The organism is Nitrospira sp. (genome assembly GCA_037045225.1).
GTDB lineage: Bacteria > Nitrospirota > Nitrospiria > Nitrospirales > Nitrospiraceae > Nitrospira_A.
The window spans coordinates 2,104,070-2,123,538 of record JBAOHZ010000009.1 but is presented as its reverse complement, the minus strand read 5'-3'; the positions used below and the strand labels follow the sequence as shown (position 1 = coordinate 2,123,538).

The following is a 19,469-nucleotide window of genomic DNA, read 5'->3' as shown; positions in this document are numbered from 1 at the left end:
GTCAATCCGTTCTTCGAGGCTCCGCCAAGGCATCACCATGCTCTCACCAGAATCTCATGCTCAGAGATCCCTCCGGCCTTCAATGGACTTGACGAGGGTCACTTCGTCCGCATACTCGATGTCCATCCCAACCGGAATGCCATAGGCAATGCGAGAAACCCGGACGTGATGCGGCTTCAACAGCCGAGTGAGGTAGATGGCGGTGGCCTCGCCTTCGATCGTGGGGTTCGTCGCCACGATCACCTCTTCCACCCCTCCCGCCTTCACTCGATCCAACAACTCCTCCGCGCGAATATCCGATGGCCCGACACCATCCAGCGGGGACAACACCCCGAGCAGCACGTGATACAAGCCTCGATAGCCGCCGGCACGTTCGATCGCGTACAAGGTGCTGGGCTCTTCAATGACGAGAATTTTACTGCGATCACGCTTCGGGTCTCGGCAGAACTCACAGAGTTCCTCTTCGGCAATGTTGCGGCATTGTCGGCAGAACGACAGCCCCTCCTTCATCGCCTGAATCGCTTCGGCAAGGCGCATCGCATCGTCTCGTTCAGCCTTGAGCAGATGAAAGGCCAGCCGCTGCGCGCTCTTCTGGCCGATCCCTGGCAGGCGCACCAACTCGCGCACAAGTTTTGCCAACAAACCTTGCTGATCAACACTCATGGCACATCGCCAAATCGCTGCAGCCGCCGGCCATCAAAATAAACCGGGGATCTTCATCCCGCCCGTCACGGCCTTCATCTCTTCAGCCATCATGTCGCGTGACTTTTTCAACGCATCGTTGCCGGCCGCCACAACCAAGTCTTGCAACATCTCGACATCGCCGGCCTTCACGACCTCCGGATCGATCTTGACACTCAACAGATCCATCGCCCCGTTGACCGTCACCGTCACAATTCCACCACCCGCCGTTCCTGACGCCGTCTTGCTCGCGGCCTGCTCCTGCACCTTCGCCATCTGTTCCTGCATGGCCTGCGCTTGCTTCAAGATGTTGGACATATTCCCGAATGGACTCTTCATTCCTGTACCTCCTGCGCCGGAGCAGTCGTGCGAACCTCCGCCAGCTCTCCGCCGAACATCTCCAGGGCTTGTTTCACAAGGGGATGTGCCTTCGCCTGTTGCGTCAAGATCAGGCGCTGTTCCTGCTCCTTTGCAACCCGGATCTGCTTCATCGTAGGGGCGGCCCCTGGATCCTGTTCCGCCACCTCGACGATCCGAATTCGTACGGCACACCCGTAAAGACTCTCTCCCAACGTCGCCAAGGCCTGCAGGTTATCCTCTTTCTCCAACATCGATCGCGCGGTAGTGGCCTGCTTGGCAAACCCCAACGTGATCAGCCCGCCCTCAATCTTGACCAGACGGCCCATTTCAAGGAACGGCGCGATATTAGGATGATTCATGGAGACCGCATCTTGAAACTGCTCCCAATTCACCTCCACCGCAACGGCCGAGGCCTCGGCAGAAGCAGCCACCTTGGACTCGCGCTGAACCGACGCAGCAGAAGCCGGAGCATTCATAGGGGCCGAGGAAGACGCCGCAGGCGGGGGTGCAGGCGGAGTCGCTACTTCGCGCGGGCGTGCGGCAGTGGAGGCCTTCGAGGCGCTCCCGCCAGAAACAGACGGTTTCGCGATGCTGTCCTGACTGATTTTCGCATCGGCAGGTTTGGCCGGTTGAGGCGGTGTCACCCTCTCCTGAGATTGCGCAGGCGCCGGTGTCACCACCCGGCGATCGGCTACCGGCCTCTCGGGCTGAACACCGGGGCGGCTGGATGTCGGTTGAACCTCTGCGTTTCTCAATAACCGGGTGGCACGGACCGCCGCCGTTTCGAGCACAAACCGCGGATGGGCACTGACTCGCAAGCTGTCTTCGGCAGCGGCATACATCCGAAACAAGTCCTGCAATTGCTCCACGGTGAACCGTCCGGCGTCGCGAACCAGTTGCGTCAAATCTTCTTCGGTCGCTTCGATGAGGCTCCGCAGCTCCGGCCCTGACGGCACCACCGCCGCCACCAGCATATTCCGCACGTATTCCACTAGATCGGCGCAGTACGCACGCACGTCGTGCCCTTGATCCAACAACGCCGCAATAACCTGCAGGGCCTTAGCGCTGTCCTGTTGAATCACCGCCTCGACCATGGCTCGTATGCGTTCTTGCGGGACCGCGCCGAGCAATGCTTCGAGATCCTCATGGCGAATCGTCTTGCCGCCGAACGCAATAATTTGATCCAGTAAACTGAGCCCGTCGCGCATGCTCCCCTCGCTGGCTCGCGCCAGAGCCAGCAGACTGCGGTCTTCGATACTCAACCCGTCTTGATCGGCGACATGCCGCAACCGTCGTGCGATTTCGGCCTTGGAGATCCGGCGAAAATTGTAGTGCTGACAGCGTGACAGGATCGTCGCGGGAATCTTATGAATTTCTGTCGTCGCGAAGATGAACACGACATGGGCGGGGGGCTCTTCCAGCGTTTTCAGCAGCGCGTTGAACGCCGAATTGGAAAGCATGTGCACTTCGTCGATAATGTAGACCCGATACTGCCCCCGGAACGGCGTAAACTTGACGTTCTCGCGAATCTCGCGAACGTCGTCCACGCTGGTGTTCGAGGCGCCGTCGATCTCGACCACATCCACCGACGTGCCCTGCGTAATCTCCTGGCAATTCGCACACGTATTACACGGCGTTCCGGTCGGCCCCTGCTCGCAATTCAGCGCTTTCGCCAGAATCCTGGCGACCGTCGTCTTTCCCACCCCGCGGGTACCGGAAAAGAGAAAGGCATGGGCAATCCGCTTCGTCGCGATCGAGTTCATCAACGTCTGTACGACGTGTGACTGCCCGATGACGTCGTCAAAGGTCCCCGGCCGGTATTTTCTTGCGGAGACTTGGTAGTCCATGGGGCGTGGATCATTCCTCGTGAATGGTACCGTCCATGGTATGGACGCTTCACGAATGACGTGTCGCGAGAGACGTCATCAATGAAAGTGGGGCCAGGTGATCCTGCGGCACACAGAACGAACCGCTTACCGTTGCTTCCTTCCGGACCTGGCGGGGTTCACAGGGTTCTGTTGCACAGGGCCCGGCCCCGTTACAGTTACAATAGCTAGTCCATTGCCTCGATTGGCGAGGCGACGACTGATCACAGGTCCCCTCAACCTTGCGCGGCATTTTTGATGGCGGAGAGGGTGGGCATTCGAAGTCGCGCTCCCACTGAGGGGGCCTGCCCCCTCGTGTCTCCCCACGCAGGGGAGTGTCTCCCCCGCGATCCCCCTCGTTCGAATCCCACCGCATCAGTTCGCGATGGCCATTCCAACTCACACGCCTTCTCAATCTTGCAAGGCTCTGCTTGATGGCGGAGAGGGTGGGATTCGAACCCACGGTCCCGTTGCCGAGACGCATGCTTTCCAAGCATGTCGATTCGTCCACTCTCGCACCTCTCCGCGATCGGACGACTTCAAGGGGTCGCATCTTATCACGCAGGTTTTGGTGCGGCAAGGTAAGGTCCCGCATCCGAATAGGATGCCACGAGGGTGCAGGACACAGACCAACAGGCGAAAATCCAACAAGTGAGCGCCACAAGGCGCCGGACGCCCCCCTAACCTGTCACCATTGACCCATCCGGCGCGCATTCCTATACTGCGGAACCATTTCAGGGGAGGTCCGTGATGAAAATTCTGGTCGGGATCGGAGTCGTGATCCTACTGCTCATCGTCCTGATCGTCGCATTGCCCTTCCTTATTGATTTGAATAAGTATCAGGATCGATACCGCCCGTTAATCGAAGAAGCCCTCAACCGAAAGGTCGAACTCCAGGATATTCGTCTGACCATCTGGCCACGCATTGGCGCACGAGTCGGCGGATTCGTTGTCCAGGACGACCCGGCCTTTCGCTCAGGCCCCTTCGCCTCGCTCTCGTCCTTGGACGTAGGCGTCAAACTCTTACCCCTGGTCAGAGGCAAAATCGAGGTAGAGGAGATCACCCTGCGCAACCCGGTCATCGCGGTGCTGAAGAATGCGCAGGGCCAGCTCAACGTCTCGACCCTCGGCTCCAGAACACCGGCTCCGCCGACCACTCCAAAACCAGACGCCCCCGCGCAGCCGCCCGGAAGCCCTCTCCAAGTCCTGGCACTCTTCGCGGTGGACCGGGTCTCGATCGACGGAGGGAAACTTTCGTATCGGGACGAGTCCACTCCAAAACCGACCGAGTACACCGTCAATAATCTCGAGTTTCTGCTGACATCGGTCCATCTCGATGAAAGCCCCACCGTCCACCTCGGGGCAACCGTCCAGCCGTACAATCTGCCGGTCCAGCTCGACGGCACGTTTGGGCCACTCGTTGAAACCCTGGACGTGAAATCGTTCGCGTTCACCCTTGCGCTAGGGAAAGTGGCGGTGGGCCTCAAAGGCCGCGCCGTCGGAGGCAACCTGGACGCAACCGTCAATGCCTTGCAGATCGATACGGCAGATCTCCCCATTGCACTGCCGCTGACAAAACCGGTACAGCTCAAAGATCTGCATCTCACGCTCCACGCCCTCTATCCTCTGTCGCCCGATATCGCACCCGCCAATCAGATCGATCTGACCGATCTGGGGCTGACCCTGGTTATGGGCGGGTCGGCCATTAACGTGAAAGGCACGGCTGCCAAAGGCCTGGTCAATCTGACGGCAGCATCCGCCAGTATCAACTCCGCGGATCTTCCGATAGCCGTCCCCCTCACGAAGCCGGTCGAGCTCAAAGACCTGCATGTGAGCCTGCGTGCCAAGTATCCGCCCAAAGAGGGAGCCGCGCCGCTCGAACTGGCCGAGATTCCGAACCTGGGCCTGACCGTCGCCATGGGAAGTTCGCGTATCGAGGTCAAAGGATCGGTGCTGGGCGGATTGGCGAAATTCACTGCCAACTCAAAACTCATCAACACGACTGATCTGCCAATCGCGCTGACACTGAAGAAGCCCGTGGAGGTCAAAGACCTGCAGGCCACGGCCGAAATGAAGGGACAGGAAGCACGCCTCACCAGCCTCTCCCTCCAACTCTTCGGCGGATTCGTCCGCGCGCAGGGAACGCTCGGCCTGGGGACGACAGCTCCCCCCTTCACTGGCACGAGCTCGATTCAAGGGCTTCAACTTGGACCGGCTCTTCAGGCCGTCGGCACTGATCAGGTATCTATGAGCGGAACGGCCAACGCCGAGCTGGCAGTCAGCGGACGCGGGTTTACCCACCCTGACCTCGTCAAGGCCCTCGCGGGTACCGGCCATGTGGCCGTGAAAGAAGGAAAAATCGAGGGGATCAATCTCTTGCACCAAGCCTCGGTATTACTCAAAGTCGTGGGGGTTTCCCTCGACAACGTCAAAGCCACCGCATTTTCCACCATCGAAAGCGACTTTGCGATCAAACAAGGACTGATCGCCGTCCAACGACTCCTCGTCGACAGCCATGATTTTCAGGCCACAGGCGGCGGGACGATCGGCCTCGATCAGTCGCTCGACATGAAACTGAATCTCAACCTGTCCCAGGCCTTGAGCCAAAAAATTGCGGCCGGCTCTCCCATTGCCAGAGTCGCCCTCACCGGCGGGCGGCTCTCGCTGCCACTACTCATTACCGGCAGCGCACAGGCCCCCTCCTATGGCCTCGACACAAAAATGTTCGCTGGAAAAGTGAAAGACCAGGTAAAGGAGAAGGTCAAAGAGGCCGTGGGAGACCTTCTGAAAGGCTCGACCAAGCCGGACGATCTCAAGCAACAGGGCAAAGACCTCCTGAAGGGATTGTTCGGACGGTAGCATCGCGGAAGACACCTGTCGCTGGCCGACTTGGTCACACAATACCTCTGCAATATGGCTTTTGAATCACGGGGGCGATCCTGGTCATCGTCGCCGCGCTGTTCGTCGCCAAATCCGTTTGGGCCTACAAATCGCGCCGCTGGTGGCCAGACTCGCTATCGATCGTGCGCTCCAGGGCCTCCCGAGTCAGGTGGCCTCTGTCGAGGCCACACACATCGAACGTAATCAGGCAATTTTTCAACAATTACAAAGAGATGGGCTAAGCATCCTCTTCCCCCAGCGTGACGTACGGCTCCTTAATTCACCCTAATGACCCAGCCGCCATCCATATATCCATACGCCCACGGCTGCCTCCAGGACACCGGCGTGTCGCCTTACTTGTTGCCCCCTAGCGCAACATGCTACTGTACCCCGTTTCGTTCCAAAACGGCTGTGACTAAGGAGACGATACCATGACTAGGCAGACCGACCTCGATCGCCCTCGACATTCAGACCGAACATCGAGCGGCAGCCTCGTCGATGCAGACACGGAATCCGCGTTGACCGAAGAGCATGCGGCCGGCACAAACCTCGACAAGATTCGCGACATTCTGTTCGGCGCCCAGGTCCGTGATCATGAACGCCGCTTTACCAAACTCGAAGCCCAGCTGCTCGCAGAAGCGGCCCAGTTGCGCAGCGACCTCAAAGACCGATTCGCCTCGCTGGAACAATACATTCGAAAAGAAGTCGAGACGGTCACCGGCCGTCTGACGGCCGAAGAGCAGGGGCGTACCAATGCCGTCGGCCGCTTGACCACGGAGTTGCAGACGCTGGCCGGCGTGCTCCAACAGACGGCCACACAGTTACGGGACCAGAGCGAGCAGGCGCATCAGGATTTGCGCAATCAGCTCCAGAGCCAGGCAACCTCACTCGCCGGCGAGTTCGGACAACAGCACGCCGCCTTGTCGGCCACCCTCGACGACGCGGTTCGCCAACTCTCACACCAAAAGACCGACCGCGCCTCCCTCGCGACGTTGTTCCAAGAACTCTCTCAGAGGCTCTCGCATGACCAGCCTCCACAGCACACATAACGCCGCCACCACACGTGGATCGCTCCGGTCTGCCCCGCGGACCGGGCATGCCCATGTTCACCCGACGACGAGAGACGGTGTCGGCCGCTTTCTCTACGTCGAACAACGGAGACGGGATGGCGCACACACCTAAAGCCGTCACGCCGGCCGGCGAACAAGACTACGCCGAACTACGCAGTCTCCTCCTCGCACCCGAACAATCGCGGCTGGAACAACTGCAAGCACAAGTCGAACATCTCGATCTCACTGCGCACAATCTCAGTCGCGTCCTTCCCGAGGCGATTGCCCTGCGCGGAGAAGCCGACCACCGGTTGACCCATGCACTGACCCCTCACGTGTCGGAAGCCCTGGGTGTGTCCGTGCGCAAGCAGCCCCACATGATCGTCGAGGCCATTGCCCCGATCATGATGCCGGCGATCCGCCAAGCTATCGCCAATGCCTTGCGCAGCATGGTGCAATCACTGAATCAAACCGTCGAACATAGCCTCTCGATCCGAAGTCTGAAGTGGCGGCTGGAGGCCCTCCGCACCGGCAAACCGTTTGCCGAAATCGTCCTGCTCCACACCCTCTGTTATCGCGTCGAGCAGGTCTTTCTCATTCACGCGCAGACCGGCCTCCTGCTCGCGCACGCCGCCGGCGACTCGGTGGCCGTTCAAGACCAGACGCTGGTCTCCGGCATGTTGTCGGCGATTCGCAGCTTCGTGCAGGATTCCTTCGGCGCAACGGACGACCAGGGGTTGAATACCTTTCAAGTCGGCGATCTGACCGTCTGGATCGAACAGGGACCAGAGGCAATCCTGGCAGCCGTCATTCGCGGGACACCACCGGAAAGCTTTCACGTTCATCTACAAGACACGCTCAACCACCTACACGTCGACTATGCCGATGCGCTGGCGCGTTTCAGCGGGGATGCAGCCGCCTTCGCCAGTGCCACACCACGGCTGGAAGAATGCCTGCGGACTCAGTTTGAAACACACCGGCGCGGAATCGCCCCTATCGCGTGGATGCTCCTGGCAGCCATTGTAGCGGGAACGGCTTCATGGGGATGGTTGGCCTATCAAGAACGTCGACACTGGCACTCCTATCTGGATCGGCTGGCCTCGGAACCAGGGCTCGTCGTGACTTCCACGCATTCAGAGAACAATCGGTATGTGCTCACCGGACTGCGGGACCCGTTGGCCGCTGACCCGAACGCGCTTTTGCAGGACAGTGGCCTGGCCTCGAACCGCATTGACTCCAAATGGAGCCCGTACTACGCGCTCGAGCCGGCCTTCACGCTCAAACGAGCCGGCTTCGTGCTGTCCCCACCGAACACCGTCCAGCTGGCCGTGAAAGGCACGCGCCTGACAGTCAGCGGCACAGCCACCGCAGAGTGGATCCGGCAGAGCCGGCCGCTGGCGCGCCTGCTCCCCGGCATCGCCGAATATGACGACCACCCTGTCGTGACTCAATCCCTTGAGGCATTGGCCCAAGGGATGGCAGGGGTCTGGATTTTGTTCGAACAGGGAACCGCCACGATCCGATCACCAGAACAGCTTCAGGGGGTGCGTCACATATCAACACTTCTGCATCAGCTGGACGAGATGGCCCATTTCTCCGGCGCCGCAGTGACGATTGATGTCATCGGCCAAACCGACGCCTTAGGTCAGTCAGACCAGAACAGACGCTTGAGCGAGAGTCGCGCTCAAACCGTCCTTGAAGCCATCCATCCCACAACCTTTACGGCGATCACGTTTCGCACCCGTGGGATCGTCCCTGCATCTGAACCTCCAGCCATCCAACACACCGACACCCTGTCGCAGGCCCGGCGCGTGTCTTTTCTGGCCACCGTCCGGCCCGCTCCGTGAGATGCCCCTGAGATGATCGAAAAGAAGATCTGCATGCTGGGCGCCTTTGCCGTGGGAAAAACCAGTCTGGTGCGTCGCTTTGTCACCAGTTGTTTTTCTGAGCAGTATCAGACGACCATCGGCGTGACAGTCGACAAAAAATCCATGACCGTGGACGGCCAGCCCATCACATTGGTACTTTGGGATCTCTACGGAGAAGACGAATTCCAAAAGCTGCGACGCTCATATCTGCGTGGAACGTCGGCATACCTGTTGGTCCTGGACGGAATGCGGCGGGCCACGCTGGACATCGCCTCACGGATCCAACAGACCGCCCTCGAGACCCTCGGACCGGTGCCGTTTGTCGTCCTCATCAATAAACTGGACCGACGATCGGACTGGGAAATAACCGACCAAGACCTCGCACAGTTGACACAACGTGGCTGGACGGTGCTCCTGAGCAGCGCGAAGACAGGACAGGGCGTCGAAGAGGCGTTCACGGCGCTCACGCGTGCCATGCGGCTCACTGCCCAAGCGACACCCTCCCCGGGGAGCACCGATGGCGCATAAGACAAGCCCAGCCGAGGCGGACCGGCTGTATGCAGCCCTCCTGGAGCGATTCCAATTTGCGGTCCTCGAACACGTGACCGACACACAGTTCCGCATCATCGGACACCCACCGGCCTGGCTCTTCCATCTCTACCCGGAGGCCCAATACAACTTGCAGCTGTCAGTGGATGCGCGCACACCGGTGCTCCAGAATTTCCTCGCCGACGCCGCAGAGGCCTGGGGCATAGACGGCGACTCGATCACGCGCTCGGGCTTTTGGACCGAGCAAAGGGGAACCGACGAGCCCTGGCACGTTGAGGCCATGGCACTACGACAAGACTCCTGCCGCCTCTTACTGATCCAGCGAAGTACGGCGACCTATGACCAACAGGCCACGCTTCTTCAGCGAGCACGTGAGCAGGTCCTCCAGCAGCACGAACACGATCGCGCGCACCAGCGCACCCAGCAGAAACTCACCACGCAACTAGTAGACATGGAGCGGTCGCGGGATGACGTCGCCGTCATTTTACAGCAGCTTGGACTCGCCACTCTGCTGATCGACCAGGAGGGGCAGGTACGCTTTCTCAGTGCGTCCGCAGCTCGCCTTCTGGACACACCCACACCCAGCAACCCCGATGAACTCCGTTGGGACACTCTGCTGCGGCTCACAAAAGGCGACCGGCTGGCCCTGCAATCGATGCTGCGGCAACCCGCATCCGCGCGGGAACGAGTCCGGTGTCGCATTGAGACCCAAACCGGGCGGCACCTGTGGCTCGACATCGAAGTGCAAGACGACCCGCGAGACACGGGAATCAAAATCCTGTTCCTCCACGACATGACCGACGTCCACCATCTCCGACGTCTGCTGGAGCTGAAGGCGCACTACCACGATCTGGTCGGCAAAAGCAGCGTCATGTCCCAGATCTATGAACAGATCCAGGATTTGGCCCGTGTCGACGCAACCGTTCTGATCGAGGGGGAGACCGGGACGGGCAAAGAATTAGTCGCGCGTGCGCTCCACCAAGCGAGTGCCCGGCGAACAGGCCCGTTCATCGCGGCTAATTGCGCAGGACTCACCGATTCGCTCTTGGGCAGCCAATTGTTCGGCCACAAGAAGGGCGCGTTTACCGGAGCGATCGACGACCAGCAAGGACTCTTCGAGGCCGCCCAGGGCGGCGTCTTGTTTCTCGATGAGATCGGCGATATTCCCCACACCGTCCAAACCCACCTACTTCGTGTGCTGCAAGAGAAAGAAGTCACGCGACTGGGTGAGACCAAACCGAGAAAAGTCAACGTGCGGGTGTTGACGGCCACTCACCACAATTTGAGCCAGGATGTCGCGAAAGGCACCTTCCGCGCCGACTTGCTCTACCGGATTCGAGTCGCACGGATCCAGCTCCCGCCGCTCAGGGAGCGAAAAGAAGATATTCCCCTCCTCGTCACCTCGTTCCTCAGCGAGGGACGGGCCAGTATGGGAAAAGCCATCCATCGGGCCGGCCCGGCCGCGCTGGCCACGCTGATGGACTATCACTGGCCCGGCAATGTGCGGGAGCTCAAGAGCACGATCGAGTGCGCGATGATTCATTGCAAAGGGGACACACTCGACGCCACGGACCTTCCGCCGGAACTTCGACAGAGACCATCCGATGCTCCCTCCGAAACAGTCAGGCCAGAAGACGAGCGCAGTCGATTTGCGGCCGCTCTTGGACAAGCTCGTGGGAACAGGACCAAGGCCGCACGCCTCCTGGGAATGAGTCGCGCCACCTTCTACCGCCGCCTAAATGAACTCGGTCTCCCAACCGAGTAATTCTCCTCGCCGCCACAACTTGTTCCATGGCTGTCTCGTGCGAGACAGTGCGAGACACCTGCGGTCGTCTCACCACTGCGCTCTCATGCCAGATGCCTAAGGGTCCTCACGCACGTGGGCGCATCTGATCGCGCCCGAGGCAATCTGTACCGATCTTGGCACAAAGCTTGATAGTAGGTGCCCGCGAACAGCGCGGCGAACCACACTGTGGAGATCCCCGACACACCCTACGTCTCGAAGTAAACCCAAGGAGGAGAGATGAACAAGTTCGTAACCCTTTCACACCCACGCCCCGATGAGCCAACCGTGCGGGAACGCGAAATACTGAATCACATTTGGGCCGGCCTGACGAGTCACGAAATTGCCGCCCGGCTCCAGATCGCCCCCAAAACGGTAGAATCACACCGCGCCAATCTGTTGCGGAAATTCCGTGCATCTAACTCGGCACAACTACTCCGCCTGGCACTGCTTGAGGGGATTCTGCAAGTTTCGTCGACACATCCGACCCCCTCTGCTATCGTACGGAGGACTCAACACCCCAAAGGGGCGCGGAAACTGGCCAGCCTCAAATGACACACCCACGCCGAACCCATACCACTCATTCTTCGTGGCACCTGTTCGCCTCAAGCCCGACGTACGATCCGAATCCGCGCCGGTGTCGCATTGCACACTGCACCCCTGCACCAGCTGATCCCCAGCGGACACATTTCGGTCACTCATGACAGACGAATATCTACGTATACGCGACAAAGCGAGTCATTCATCCCGGAGCAACATAACGCCGAGCGTTCGACTACGCACCAGACCGAACCACCACGGAGAACGTTTCGCACATCAAACTGTTGACCTCCTAAGCAGAATCAATTATACATCGCGAACGTTCCTTACTGAGCGCACGGCCACTGTGCGCATGCCCTATACAAGACCCAGAAGGAGAACCTGCATGATACGCCGACTCGGATCCCTCTTTTTTGCGCTTTTGGTCATGACGCTCGCGACCTCCATTGCGCGAGCTGAACCTCCGACCTCAGCGGACACGGCGCCCACGGCGACGCCCCTGGATGCCGTCACTCTCAAGGACGGAACGGTGATCTATGGCCAAGTCCTTGGCATGGTCGCGGACGAATTGCACATCAAGACCAGTTTCGGACCGACCGCCGGAGAGGACATCGTCAAAGTCATGTGGCCGAACGTGGCCAAGCTCACCGTCAATCGTCCTGTGCCGTTTATGCTCAAAGAAGGCACGACGGTGGTCGGCACCGCACAATCTGCCGAACCTGGGAGCATGCTCCTGAAGGTTGCGCCGACCGGAACATCCATGGCGATTCCGCTCGATACGGTAGTGGGAATGAACCAACCTTCCGTCATCTATACCGGCGCCGTCCAGGCCGGGTTCTCGCAAACGACCGGCAACAGCCACTTGCGGAACGGCAGTTTACTGGGCGAACTCTCTGCCCGCAGCGAATCGCTTCGCCTGACGATCCTGGGACGCTATATCTACGGCGATAACGCCCAAGCCCTCATCGTGAGAAACAGCCGCGGCACCATCAAACTTGACTTCTTCCTTTCGAAGCGGTTGTATTGGTTCGCGTCCGCCTACTTCGAACAAGATACCTTTCAAGATCTCAAACTGCGCACGGCGCTTGCCACGGGCCCCGGCTATCAATTCCTCGATCGCGGTGACCTGGCCGGTGTCTTCAAAGACATGACCCTCTGGGCGGAAGCCGGCGCCGCCTACTTCAACGAAGATTTTAAACTCGCCGATGATAAGTCCAGCACTCGCGGTCGATGGGCCGTGAAATGGAATTGGCCGCTCTGGGGCGGCGATCAGGTCAGCCTGTACCACTTCCAGGAAGGGTTTCAGTCGTTGGCCAATTCGAAAGACCTCTACGTAACGGCCGACACCGGATTGCGGTTCAAAGTGTGGGGAGGGTTGGTCAGCGGGTTTCAGTGGACCATGCGGTATAACAAGAACCCCCCACCGGGCGTGTCGGATACCGACAATCTCTATCTGATCACGCTGGGATACAGCTTCGACACCAGCCGGAAACAGTAGGGTCCGAACCAGGGGCCACACACATTTGGTTCACACAAGGAGGTGGTGCGATGGGCATGATGAGTGAATTTAAGGAGTTTGCCGTCAAGGGCAATGTGCTCGATATGGCCGTGGGAGTTATCATCGGCGGGGCGTTCGGAAAGATCGTCTCATCCGTCGTCAGCGATATCCTGATGCCCCCCATCGGCCTGTTGATGGGAAAAGTGGACTTCTCAAGCCTCTTCATCCCGTTGACCGAGGACGCCAAGGGAAAATCGCTGGCCGCAGCCAAAGCTGCCGGAGCCGCCACCATTAACTACGGCGTCTTTTTGCAGACCCTGCTCGACTTTACTATTCTGGCCTTCGTGATTTTCATGGTCATCAAACAAATGAACCGTTTTAAGAAAGCGACCCCGCCCGGGCCGCCGCCTGCCCCGCCCAAGGAAGAAGTGCTCCTGACAGAAATCCGAGATCTCTTAAAGAATCAACGTCACTGACCCCGTTTCCTCACGGTTGGTGGACACCGCATGCACGTTCCGCAACCTCGCGGCTTTCAAAGGAGGATTCCATGACCGACTCTCGCATCATTCCCCTGGTAGTGAGCGCCTTGCTGCTTACCGCCTGCACCACGCCACAGGCACCCAATGACACCGCAAGCCGGGCGTTAAATGAAATGAAGGCTGTCGCGAAGCCACTCCCGCCGAAGCCCGATCCGCGCGATGCCAGGATAGCAGACCTTGAGCAACAGAACGCCAACCGCGATGCGGAGCTGGCCCGGCTTCGCTCCTCGCTCACCGGCGAACTGGATCAGGCGAAGACTCGAGCCGCTGGGCTTGACGCTCAACTCAGCCAACGCGATCAGGAATTAGCCGCGCTTCGGACGACCTCCGGCGACAAGGACCGGCTGGCCAATCAACTGTCTACGGCCGAACGGCAACTGTCGGCGAAGGATCAGGAACTGGCAGCCCTGAGAAGTGGCGTCGGTGAGAAGGACCACTTAGCCACACAATTGGCGGCGCTCCAGGGACAGCTGTCCTCGAAGGATCGGGAACTGACCGGACTGAAAGGAAATGCGGCCGACCGAGATCGCCTTTCGTCCGAGCTGGCGCAGGCCAAACAACGGATTACCGAATTGGAGCGACAGCTGGCCGCCAAGGACCACGAACTGGCAGGCCTAAAAAACGCAGCGAGCGACCGTGAGAAACTTGTCGCAGATCTTGCCGCGGCCAAACAGCGAGCATCAGACCTCGAAAGCGAGCTCGGGCGCCGAGATCACGAAATGGCCAACCTCAAAGGTGCGTTGGATCAACACAAAACCAGCCTGGCCGAGGCAAAAGATGATCTCTCGAAACTGTTGCAGGCTGAAGTGGCTAAAGGCAACGTCACGATGAAGCAGTTGGGCGACCAACTCACGCTCGGACTGGCCACCACTTTGCTGTTCGACTCCGGGGAAGCCACGCTCAAGCCGGGTGGGGCGGATGTTCTGCACCGTATCGGCAGCGTGTTGAAGCAGTATCCTGATCGTTCGATCCATGTGGTCGGCCACACCGATAACGTGCCGATCAAGGGAAGACTGGCGAAGACGTATCCGACGAACCTCGAACTCTCTCAAGCCCGCGCCGAAAGTGCACGTCAAGCGTTGACCGACGGCGGCATGGCGGCGGCAAAAATTGACGCGACGGGGCATGCGGACAGCCGGCCGATTGCCAGTAACGCAACCGCCGAAGGTCGGCAGAAAAACCGGCGCGTCGAGATCGTCGTCGGCCAATAACGAACAACCTGCTCGGCCCTGTCGACTTGCATCTACCCCAAGAACACGCTAAAGTACTATGCGTGTTCTTGGGGCGTGCATCTTGTACCACCTATTTACTAGGCACGCAGTGTTCACACCGACTGATCCCCATCCGTCAGTTCGGTTTCAGTCGTCTCTCCCCGCTGCCCCGTCTGGATTTCCTTGGATGACTGCCGACCTCAGGCACCCCACATTAGCTGCGCCCAGTCGCCAGGGAGAGATCGTATGAGACGAGCTATTTGGACGCTCATCATTCTCAATTCCCTCATCGCACAATCTGTTCCCGTCACCTACGCGCAAACCCTGGCAACGCAATCCTCATCGACTGAGGCGAAGCTCCTAGCCCTCCAACAGGAGCGTGAGCAGTTACTGGCGACCCTTGGGGAATTCCACGACCGGATTCGCGACCTCGAAAGCCGGCTTGGCGATCGACAGAGCGAACCCGCCGCCGCATCCTATGATCAATTGCTGAGTGCCAAGGAGGCGGAACTCGTAGAATTGAGACGGTTAGGCCCTGAGCGCGAGAAACTAACTGGGCAATTAGCGGCCACGACTCACGAGTTAGGACAGGCTCGTCAACGCATTGGAACACTTGAGCAACAGCTGGCGGCACGAGACAAAGACCTGGTCGCCCTCCAATCCCGCTCGACGGCCGTCGCAGAACTTGAGGTGGCTCGGCGCCGAATCATTGACCTGGAGGCTCACATCGCCCGGCAAGATCATGAGCTCCGCGCGGTTCGTATGGGAGCCGCTGAGCGGGAGAGCCTCGAAGCGCAGCTACAGACCGCCACCACCACCATCGATTCGTTGAAAGCCCGCATTAGCACGCTCGACCAGCAGCTCAAAGACCGAGAGAAAGCCTATGAAACGGTTCGGTCCCGCCTCTTGGAACGAGACAAATTGGTGCCGCAATATAACGCGATGATTGCGGAAATCCATCAGGCCAGACACCGTATCGCAGCACTCGAACAGCAGATAAATGAACAGGTGCGGGATGTGGCTCCACGACCCAGGAATACTCCCCCCACGGGCCGGCAACGCGTCGCGTCTACGGACCAATCAGCGGGCGAGACCGGAAGACCGACGCTCGGCGAAAAATCCGCACTCACGGGAAAATCTACCGGCCGCAGTGGAGGCCCATCTCAGAGTCCTTCTTCACAATCAGAAGCCAGGAGTGGAAACTTTGCAGACGTGAAGGAAGAACTCCTCAGAGTCCTGTCCACGGACAGTGGGCAAAAAACCCTCAGCTTCAGACAGGATGGAAACCGATTGACGGTTGCACTCGCAAGCAACTGGCTATTTACTGCCGGCGACGCGTCGCTGACCCCGGAAGGCACCACCATGCTGAAACGAATCGGCACTGTGCTGGGTCCGCTTTCCGACAAATTCGTACAAGTCACCGGCCACACCGACAATCAGGCCCTCAGCAAAGGCCTCCAAAAATCATTCCCCGACAATAAAGCGTTTTCTTGGGCTCGTGCGGAGAATGCTCGCAGGGCATTAGTGACCGGAGGGATGCCTGCCGACCGAACAAAGGCCGTGGGACTGGCCGATACACGCCCGCTCACATCCAATGCTACTGAGCAGGGAAGACAGAAGAATCGTCGGCTGGAATTGATCATCTTCCAGAATCCGACTGTTGCGTCAGCGGTCGAGGAGTCAGGACGCGAACACGATCGCCTCGCAGCGCTCAGCGCCATACACTAGGTTGCTTCTCCAAGGGGATTGCATCGGTGGGCGCCGTGGACTCCCCCGACACATCATCACACAACTCTTACAGCTGACAGACCCCCGGCTGGGCCAGAGCCGCAACACCCTCACCTCCAACCCGTGCCAGAATCTTGTAATGCCCCAGTCCTAACTCTTTGCCGTAGGCTTCTCCGACCAACACATCCTGCACATGCTGATGATCTGCAGCCCTGAAGTACGACCGACCTTCTTTGAGCCCATCAAACTCGTGTCCTTCCAATACCTTAATCAGAGCTTGGGCATCGGTCGACCCCGCGCGCTGAATCGCCTCGAGGATCTGCGTCATGGCGGTATATCCGAGATAACAACGCGAAGTGGGCGTGTGACTATACTTATCGACCACGCCCTGAATAAACCGTCTCGAACCCTCACTGTCGACCTTCGGGTCCCAGATCAGTCCCCAAATGCCGGCATTGTTGGCATACCCAAGCGGCCGGCCAATTTGTTCCCCCGCGATCATTCCCCCGACACCGATTTTATCTTTGGCCAACTCGAGTTTCGTGTAGGCCTTCAACGCGTGGACCAAGTCCCACCCATAGAGGTTGAGCACCACGAGTGTCGGATGTTTGTCCTTAGCCACGGTCAATGCCGCACTGAAGTCGGTTGCTCCAAAGGGCACCAGCGTCTCGCCCACAAACTCCACCCCATGAGCCTGACCGGCCGTGACCATGGCTTGAGCCATAGCTTTGCCATCCAACGAGCTGGTCGTCAGCATGTACCAGCGAGGGCCGTATGCCTTGACCAAGTGCGGCACGACCGCTTGTGCCATCATCGAAGCATTCGGCATAAACACGAAGGTGTGTGAACTACACGCAGCTCCGGTCAACTCGGGAAGATGAGCGCCCGTGACCATGAACAACTTATTCTCCTTCTTTGCCAACTCTGACACGACGAGCGCACAGTCTGCGTTGAACGTGCCCATCAGAACGTCTACGCGATCGTCATGGACGAACTTCTTGGCAGCCTGAAGAGCTGTCTCAGGGTTCGACGCATCATCAGCCTCGAGAATCACCACCGGCCGCCCCAGGACACCACCACGCTTGTTGAACAGATCCACCGCCACGTTTGCCCCGTGCACATCATGGATCGAGGATGTCTTATAGGGACTCGACAGCGGATCAAGAATCCCGATCTTGATCGGCTCTGCAGCAGAGGCCACCGATTTATTGGGCGAGAGACCTAGCACACGGTCGGTCACATCGCTCAAAAGCAGTGCGCTGCCGGCCATGGCCGATACTTGCAAGAACCGTCGTCGCGAGATCACACTCATACACGTGCGCTCCTTTGTAATCGCTCACACCCAACTGGAAGATTGTGCATTGCGATTCAGCTGTACTGGTCCTCAGTGTATACCTGCTTGATTGACCAAAAGACCGCCTCTTTTAGTTTCTTGATTTGAGGGTCAGGCGGATCATTCCGAATCTTCTGTAGCTTACGATCGAGGGCAAACAGCGGCTCAACCGATCGCCTGTCTGGGACCCGCCCCAAGGCCCAGGCAATTTCCGTTTGCACTATAATGTCAATGCCGGGCGCATCCAGCATATCAAGAAGCGGCGGTACGACCCTCGGGTCGCTGTGAATATTCCCGAGATCACCCAGCCCTTTAGCCGCCGCCGCCTGCAGATCAGCCTGTTTGGAATATCTTAAAATATCGATAAGCACCGGGATTCCTTCTTTTCCCATATTGCCCAAGGCCACCGCCGCCTGCTTTGCCAGATCTTTATCCTTCAACGCCTCCGTGAGTTGGGGCAAGGCTTCATCGGCCACCATCTCCCCCAGCAGTGAAATAATCTTCAATTTCCTGAGCTGGTTGGTGTCAGTGGCCTCCATCAATTTCAACAGTCGATCAGGCTGCCCCCATTCGGCCGTCAGGAGGAGGGGAAACTCATACTTCTCCAACTCACCCTGGAGGGCCGCCAAGGCATAAGAACCAGGCTCGCCGGCCTGGGCCGATTGAGCAGCCTGGGTGGCATCCTCAAATTCCGTCCGCACCTCTTTCTGCCACTTGATCTTCATCCCACCTAACGCATAAGTCACCTGACACGCCGGCCCCTTCCAGAGGCGAGAAGGAGCGTCCAACAAATCATGATCTCCGCCAGCCGACGCAGTCCCTTCCCAGGTCTTGCGTTGCTCGCATTTGACCCGCACGGCAACATCATGAGAGAGGCCAGGGTCCGCAACGACCGTATAGCCCAGTTCCTCCATGCGCCGCATAACGACATTTCTGATGCCGTCCGCGTGACCAGCCCCCTTGTCGGTCAGCGCGATGACCTCGATAAGAACCGTGCGAATATGTGCCAGCTCCGCCTTTTGCGCATCACTAAAGTAATCACGATAGGCCTCTGCAGAAGAAGCGATGCCCAAGATTGCCAGGATGAACAAGGCTGCAGCCGTCGAACAACTCCGTGTCATACACACTTTCTCCTTCTCTAAGGGCGCCTGGACGAAGGATCCGAGCGACACGAGCATTGATGCCCCCATTATACTCTCCCATACTCTCTAAGATCGCCCCAGACCACGAACGACCGCCAGACATCGTAAACAACCGGCAGCACGTGTCCCTATTTTCTTGCGTTCACTCCACGATTTCCTTCCAGTCCAAAGCACCGGCTCATACACAGGCCCCACCTGCGTATGGGTTGACAGGCAGACTCGATCGACGGTACAAAATGTCATTATTCATCGTGACTTTCCACTCACAGACGCATTCCATATGTATCATCGATAAGCAACCCAATACCCAGCGTCGCGCGAGAGTGGCGGAACTGGCAGACGCGCGAGACTTAGGATCTCGTGGGTAACCGTGGGGGTTCAAGTCCCCCCTCTCGCACCACCACTCATACATGTAGCGTGATGCACCTCACTTTTCGGATTCG

General features: G+C 58.8%; 15 protein-coding genes, 2 tRNA genes and 1 other RNA gene. 11 read left to right on the top strand and 7 right to left on the bottom strand.

Annotated features, from left to right (window positions below):
• Positions 1-60 precede the first annotated feature (60 nt).
• The 5 genes from recR to V9G17_10740 all read right to left on the bottom strand — a co-directional run bounded on the left by recR (position 61) and on the right by V9G17_10740 (position 3,431).
• The gene (gene recR, locus V9G17_10760) at positions 61-663 is read right to left on the bottom strand and encodes a recombination mediator RecR (protein MEI2753072.1); all 603 of its coding nucleotides are present in this window, start codon (positions 661-663) and stop codon (positions 61-63) included.
• Between the two features lie 33 nt (positions 664-696).
• Complete coding sequence (locus V9G17_10755; protein ID MEI2753071.1) at positions 697-1,020, bottom strand: YbaB/EbfC family nucleoid-associated protein; 324 nt, start codon at positions 1,018-1,020, stop codon at positions 697-699.
• Entirely contained in the window at positions 1,017-2,888 is a 1,872-nt protein-coding gene (dnaX, locus tag V9G17_10750; protein MEI2753070.1) for a DNA polymerase III subunit gamma/tau, read from the bottom strand. Before dnaX ends, V9G17_10755 begins: the two co-directional genes overlap by 4 nt.
• Before the next feature lie 88 nt (positions 2,889-2,976).
• Positions 2,977-3,076: signal recognition particle sRNA small type (ffs, locus tag V9G17_10745), an RNA gene on the bottom strand.
• Between the two features lie 265 nt (positions 3,077-3,341).
• A tRNA-Ser gene (locus V9G17_10740) sits at positions 3,342-3,431 on the bottom strand.
• 225 nt (positions 3,432-3,656) lie between these two features.
• Between V9G17_10740 and V9G17_10735 the strand changes: the two genes are divergently transcribed.
• From V9G17_10735 to V9G17_10690, 10 genes are all read left to right on the top strand, one after another.
• A complete protein-coding gene (locus tag V9G17_10735) occupies positions 3,657-5,765 on the top strand; it encodes an AsmA family protein (protein MEI2753069.1) in 2,109 nt (702 codons plus the stop codon).
• Positions 5,766-6,217: 452 nt separating this feature from the next.
• A complete protein-coding gene (locus tag V9G17_10730) occupies positions 6,218-6,835 on the top strand; it encodes a hypothetical protein (GenBank protein MEI2753068.1) in 618 nt (205 codons plus the stop codon).
• A gap of 116 nt (positions 6,836-6,951) precedes the next feature.
• On the top strand, positions 6,952-8,682 hold the full coding sequence (locus V9G17_10725) for a hypothetical protein (GenBank protein ID MEI2753067.1): 1,731 nt from the start codon (positions 6,952-6,954) through the stop codon (positions 8,680-8,682).
• A 12-nt stretch (positions 8,683-8,694) separates the two neighbouring features.
• A complete protein-coding gene (locus tag V9G17_10720; GenBank protein MEI2753066.1) occupies positions 8,695-9,231 on the top strand; it encodes a Rab family GTPase in 537 nt (178 codons plus the stop codon).
• The gene (locus tag V9G17_10715; protein MEI2753065.1) at positions 9,221-11,017 is read left to right on the top strand and encodes a sigma-54 dependent transcriptional regulator; all 1,797 of its coding nucleotides are present in this window, start codon (positions 9,221-9,223) and stop codon (positions 11,015-11,017) included. The genes V9G17_10720 and V9G17_10715 overlap by 11 nt, the downstream gene beginning before the upstream one ends.
• A 258-nt stretch (positions 11,018-11,275) precedes the next feature.
• The gene (locus V9G17_10710; GenBank protein ID MEI2753064.1) at positions 11,276-11,590 is read left to right on the top strand and encodes a helix-turn-helix transcriptional regulator; all 315 of its coding nucleotides are present in this window, start codon (positions 11,276-11,278) and stop codon (positions 11,588-11,590) included.
• 370 nt (positions 11,591-11,960) lie between these two features.
• Positions 11,961-13,073, top strand: coding sequence for a DUF481 domain-containing protein (locus tag V9G17_10705; protein ID MEI2753063.1), 1,113 nt, complete (start codon positions 11,961-11,963; stop codon positions 13,071-13,073).
• Between the two features lie 50 nt (positions 13,074-13,123).
• A complete protein-coding gene (mscL, locus tag V9G17_10700; GenBank protein MEI2753062.1) occupies positions 13,124-13,549 on the top strand; it encodes a large conductance mechanosensitive channel protein MscL in 426 nt (141 codons plus the stop codon).
• Positions 13,550-13,620: 71 nt separating this feature from the next.
• On the top strand, positions 13,621-14,823 hold the full coding sequence (locus V9G17_10695) for an OmpA family protein (GenBank protein MEI2753061.1): 1,203 nt from the start codon (positions 13,621-13,623) through the stop codon (positions 14,821-14,823).
• Positions 14,824-15,069: 246 nt separating this feature from the next.
• Positions 15,070-16,551 (top strand): OmpA family protein, encoded by a 1,482-nt coding sequence (locus V9G17_10690; protein ID MEI2753060.1) that lies wholly within the window; start codon positions 15,070-15,072, stop codon positions 16,549-16,551.
• 67 nt (positions 16,552-16,618) lie between these two features.
• Here the strand turns inward: V9G17_10690 and V9G17_10685 are convergent, their stop codons facing one another.
• Both V9G17_10685 and V9G17_10680 read right to left on the bottom strand, forming a co-directional pair.
• Positions 16,619-17,863, bottom strand: coding sequence for an ABC transporter substrate-binding protein (locus V9G17_10685; GenBank protein ID MEI2753059.1), 1,245 nt, complete (start codon positions 17,861-17,863; stop codon positions 16,619-16,621).
• 56 nt (positions 17,864-17,919) lie between these two features.
• Entirely contained in the window at positions 17,920-19,005 is a 1,086-nt protein-coding gene (locus V9G17_10680; GenBank protein MEI2753058.1) for a HEAT repeat domain-containing protein, read from the bottom strand.
• 338 nt (positions 19,006-19,343) lie between these two features.
• Here V9G17_10680 and V9G17_10675 point away from each other — a divergent pair.
• A tRNA-Leu gene (locus V9G17_10675) sits at positions 19,344-19,426 on the top strand.
• The last annotated feature ends 43 nt before the right edge of the window (positions 19,427-19,469 follow it).

Bases quoted from the DNA above. Each gene is read 5' to 3' on its own strand.
- recR (MEI2753072.1), bottom strand. From the start codon at position 663: ATGAGTGTTGATCAGCAAGGTTTGTTGGCAAAACTTGTGCGCGAGTTG.
- V9G17_10755 (MEI2753071.1), bottom strand. From the start codon at position 1,020: ATGAAGAGTCCATTCGGGAATATGTCCAACATCTTGAAGCAAGCGCAG.
- dnaX (MEI2753070.1), bottom strand. From the start codon at position 2,888: ATGGACTACCAAGTCTCCGCAAGAAAATACCGGCCGGGGACCTTTGAC.
- V9G17_10735 (MEI2753069.1), top strand. From the start codon at position 3,657: ATGAAAATTCTGGTCGGGATCGGAGTCGTGATCCTACTGCTCATCGTC.
- V9G17_10730 (MEI2753068.1), top strand. From the start codon at position 6,218: ATGACTAGGCAGACCGACCTCGATCGCCCTCGACATTCAGACCGAACA.
- V9G17_10725 (MEI2753067.1), top strand. From the start codon at position 6,952: ATGGCGCACACACCTAAAGCCGTCACGCCGGCCGGCGAACAAGACTAC.
- V9G17_10720 (MEI2753066.1), top strand. From the start codon at position 8,695: ATGATCGAAAAGAAGATCTGCATGCTGGGCGCCTTTGCCGTGGGAAAA.
- V9G17_10715 (MEI2753065.1), top strand. From the start codon at position 9,221: ATGGCGCATAAGACAAGCCCAGCCGAGGCGGACCGGCTGTATGCAGCC.
- V9G17_10710 (MEI2753064.1), top strand. From the start codon at position 11,276: ATGAACAAGTTCGTAACCCTTTCACACCCACGCCCCGATGAGCCAACC.
- V9G17_10705 (MEI2753063.1), top strand. From the start codon at position 11,961: ATGATACGCCGACTCGGATCCCTCTTTTTTGCGCTTTTGGTCATGACG.
- mscL (MEI2753062.1), top strand. From the start codon at position 13,124: ATGGGCATGATGAGTGAATTTAAGGAGTTTGCCGTCAAGGGCAATGTG.
- V9G17_10695 (MEI2753061.1), top strand. From the start codon at position 13,621: ATGACCGACTCTCGCATCATTCCCCTGGTAGTGAGCGCCTTGCTGCTT.
- V9G17_10690 (MEI2753060.1), top strand. From the start codon at position 15,070: ATGAGACGAGCTATTTGGACGCTCATCATTCTCAATTCCCTCATCGCA.
- V9G17_10685 (MEI2753059.1), bottom strand. From the start codon at position 17,863: ATGAGTGTGATCTCGCGACGACGGTTCTTGCAAGTATCGGCCATGGCC.
- V9G17_10680 (MEI2753058.1), bottom strand. From the start codon at position 19,005: ATGACACGGAGTTGTTCGACGGCTGCAGCCTTGTTCATCCTGGCAATC.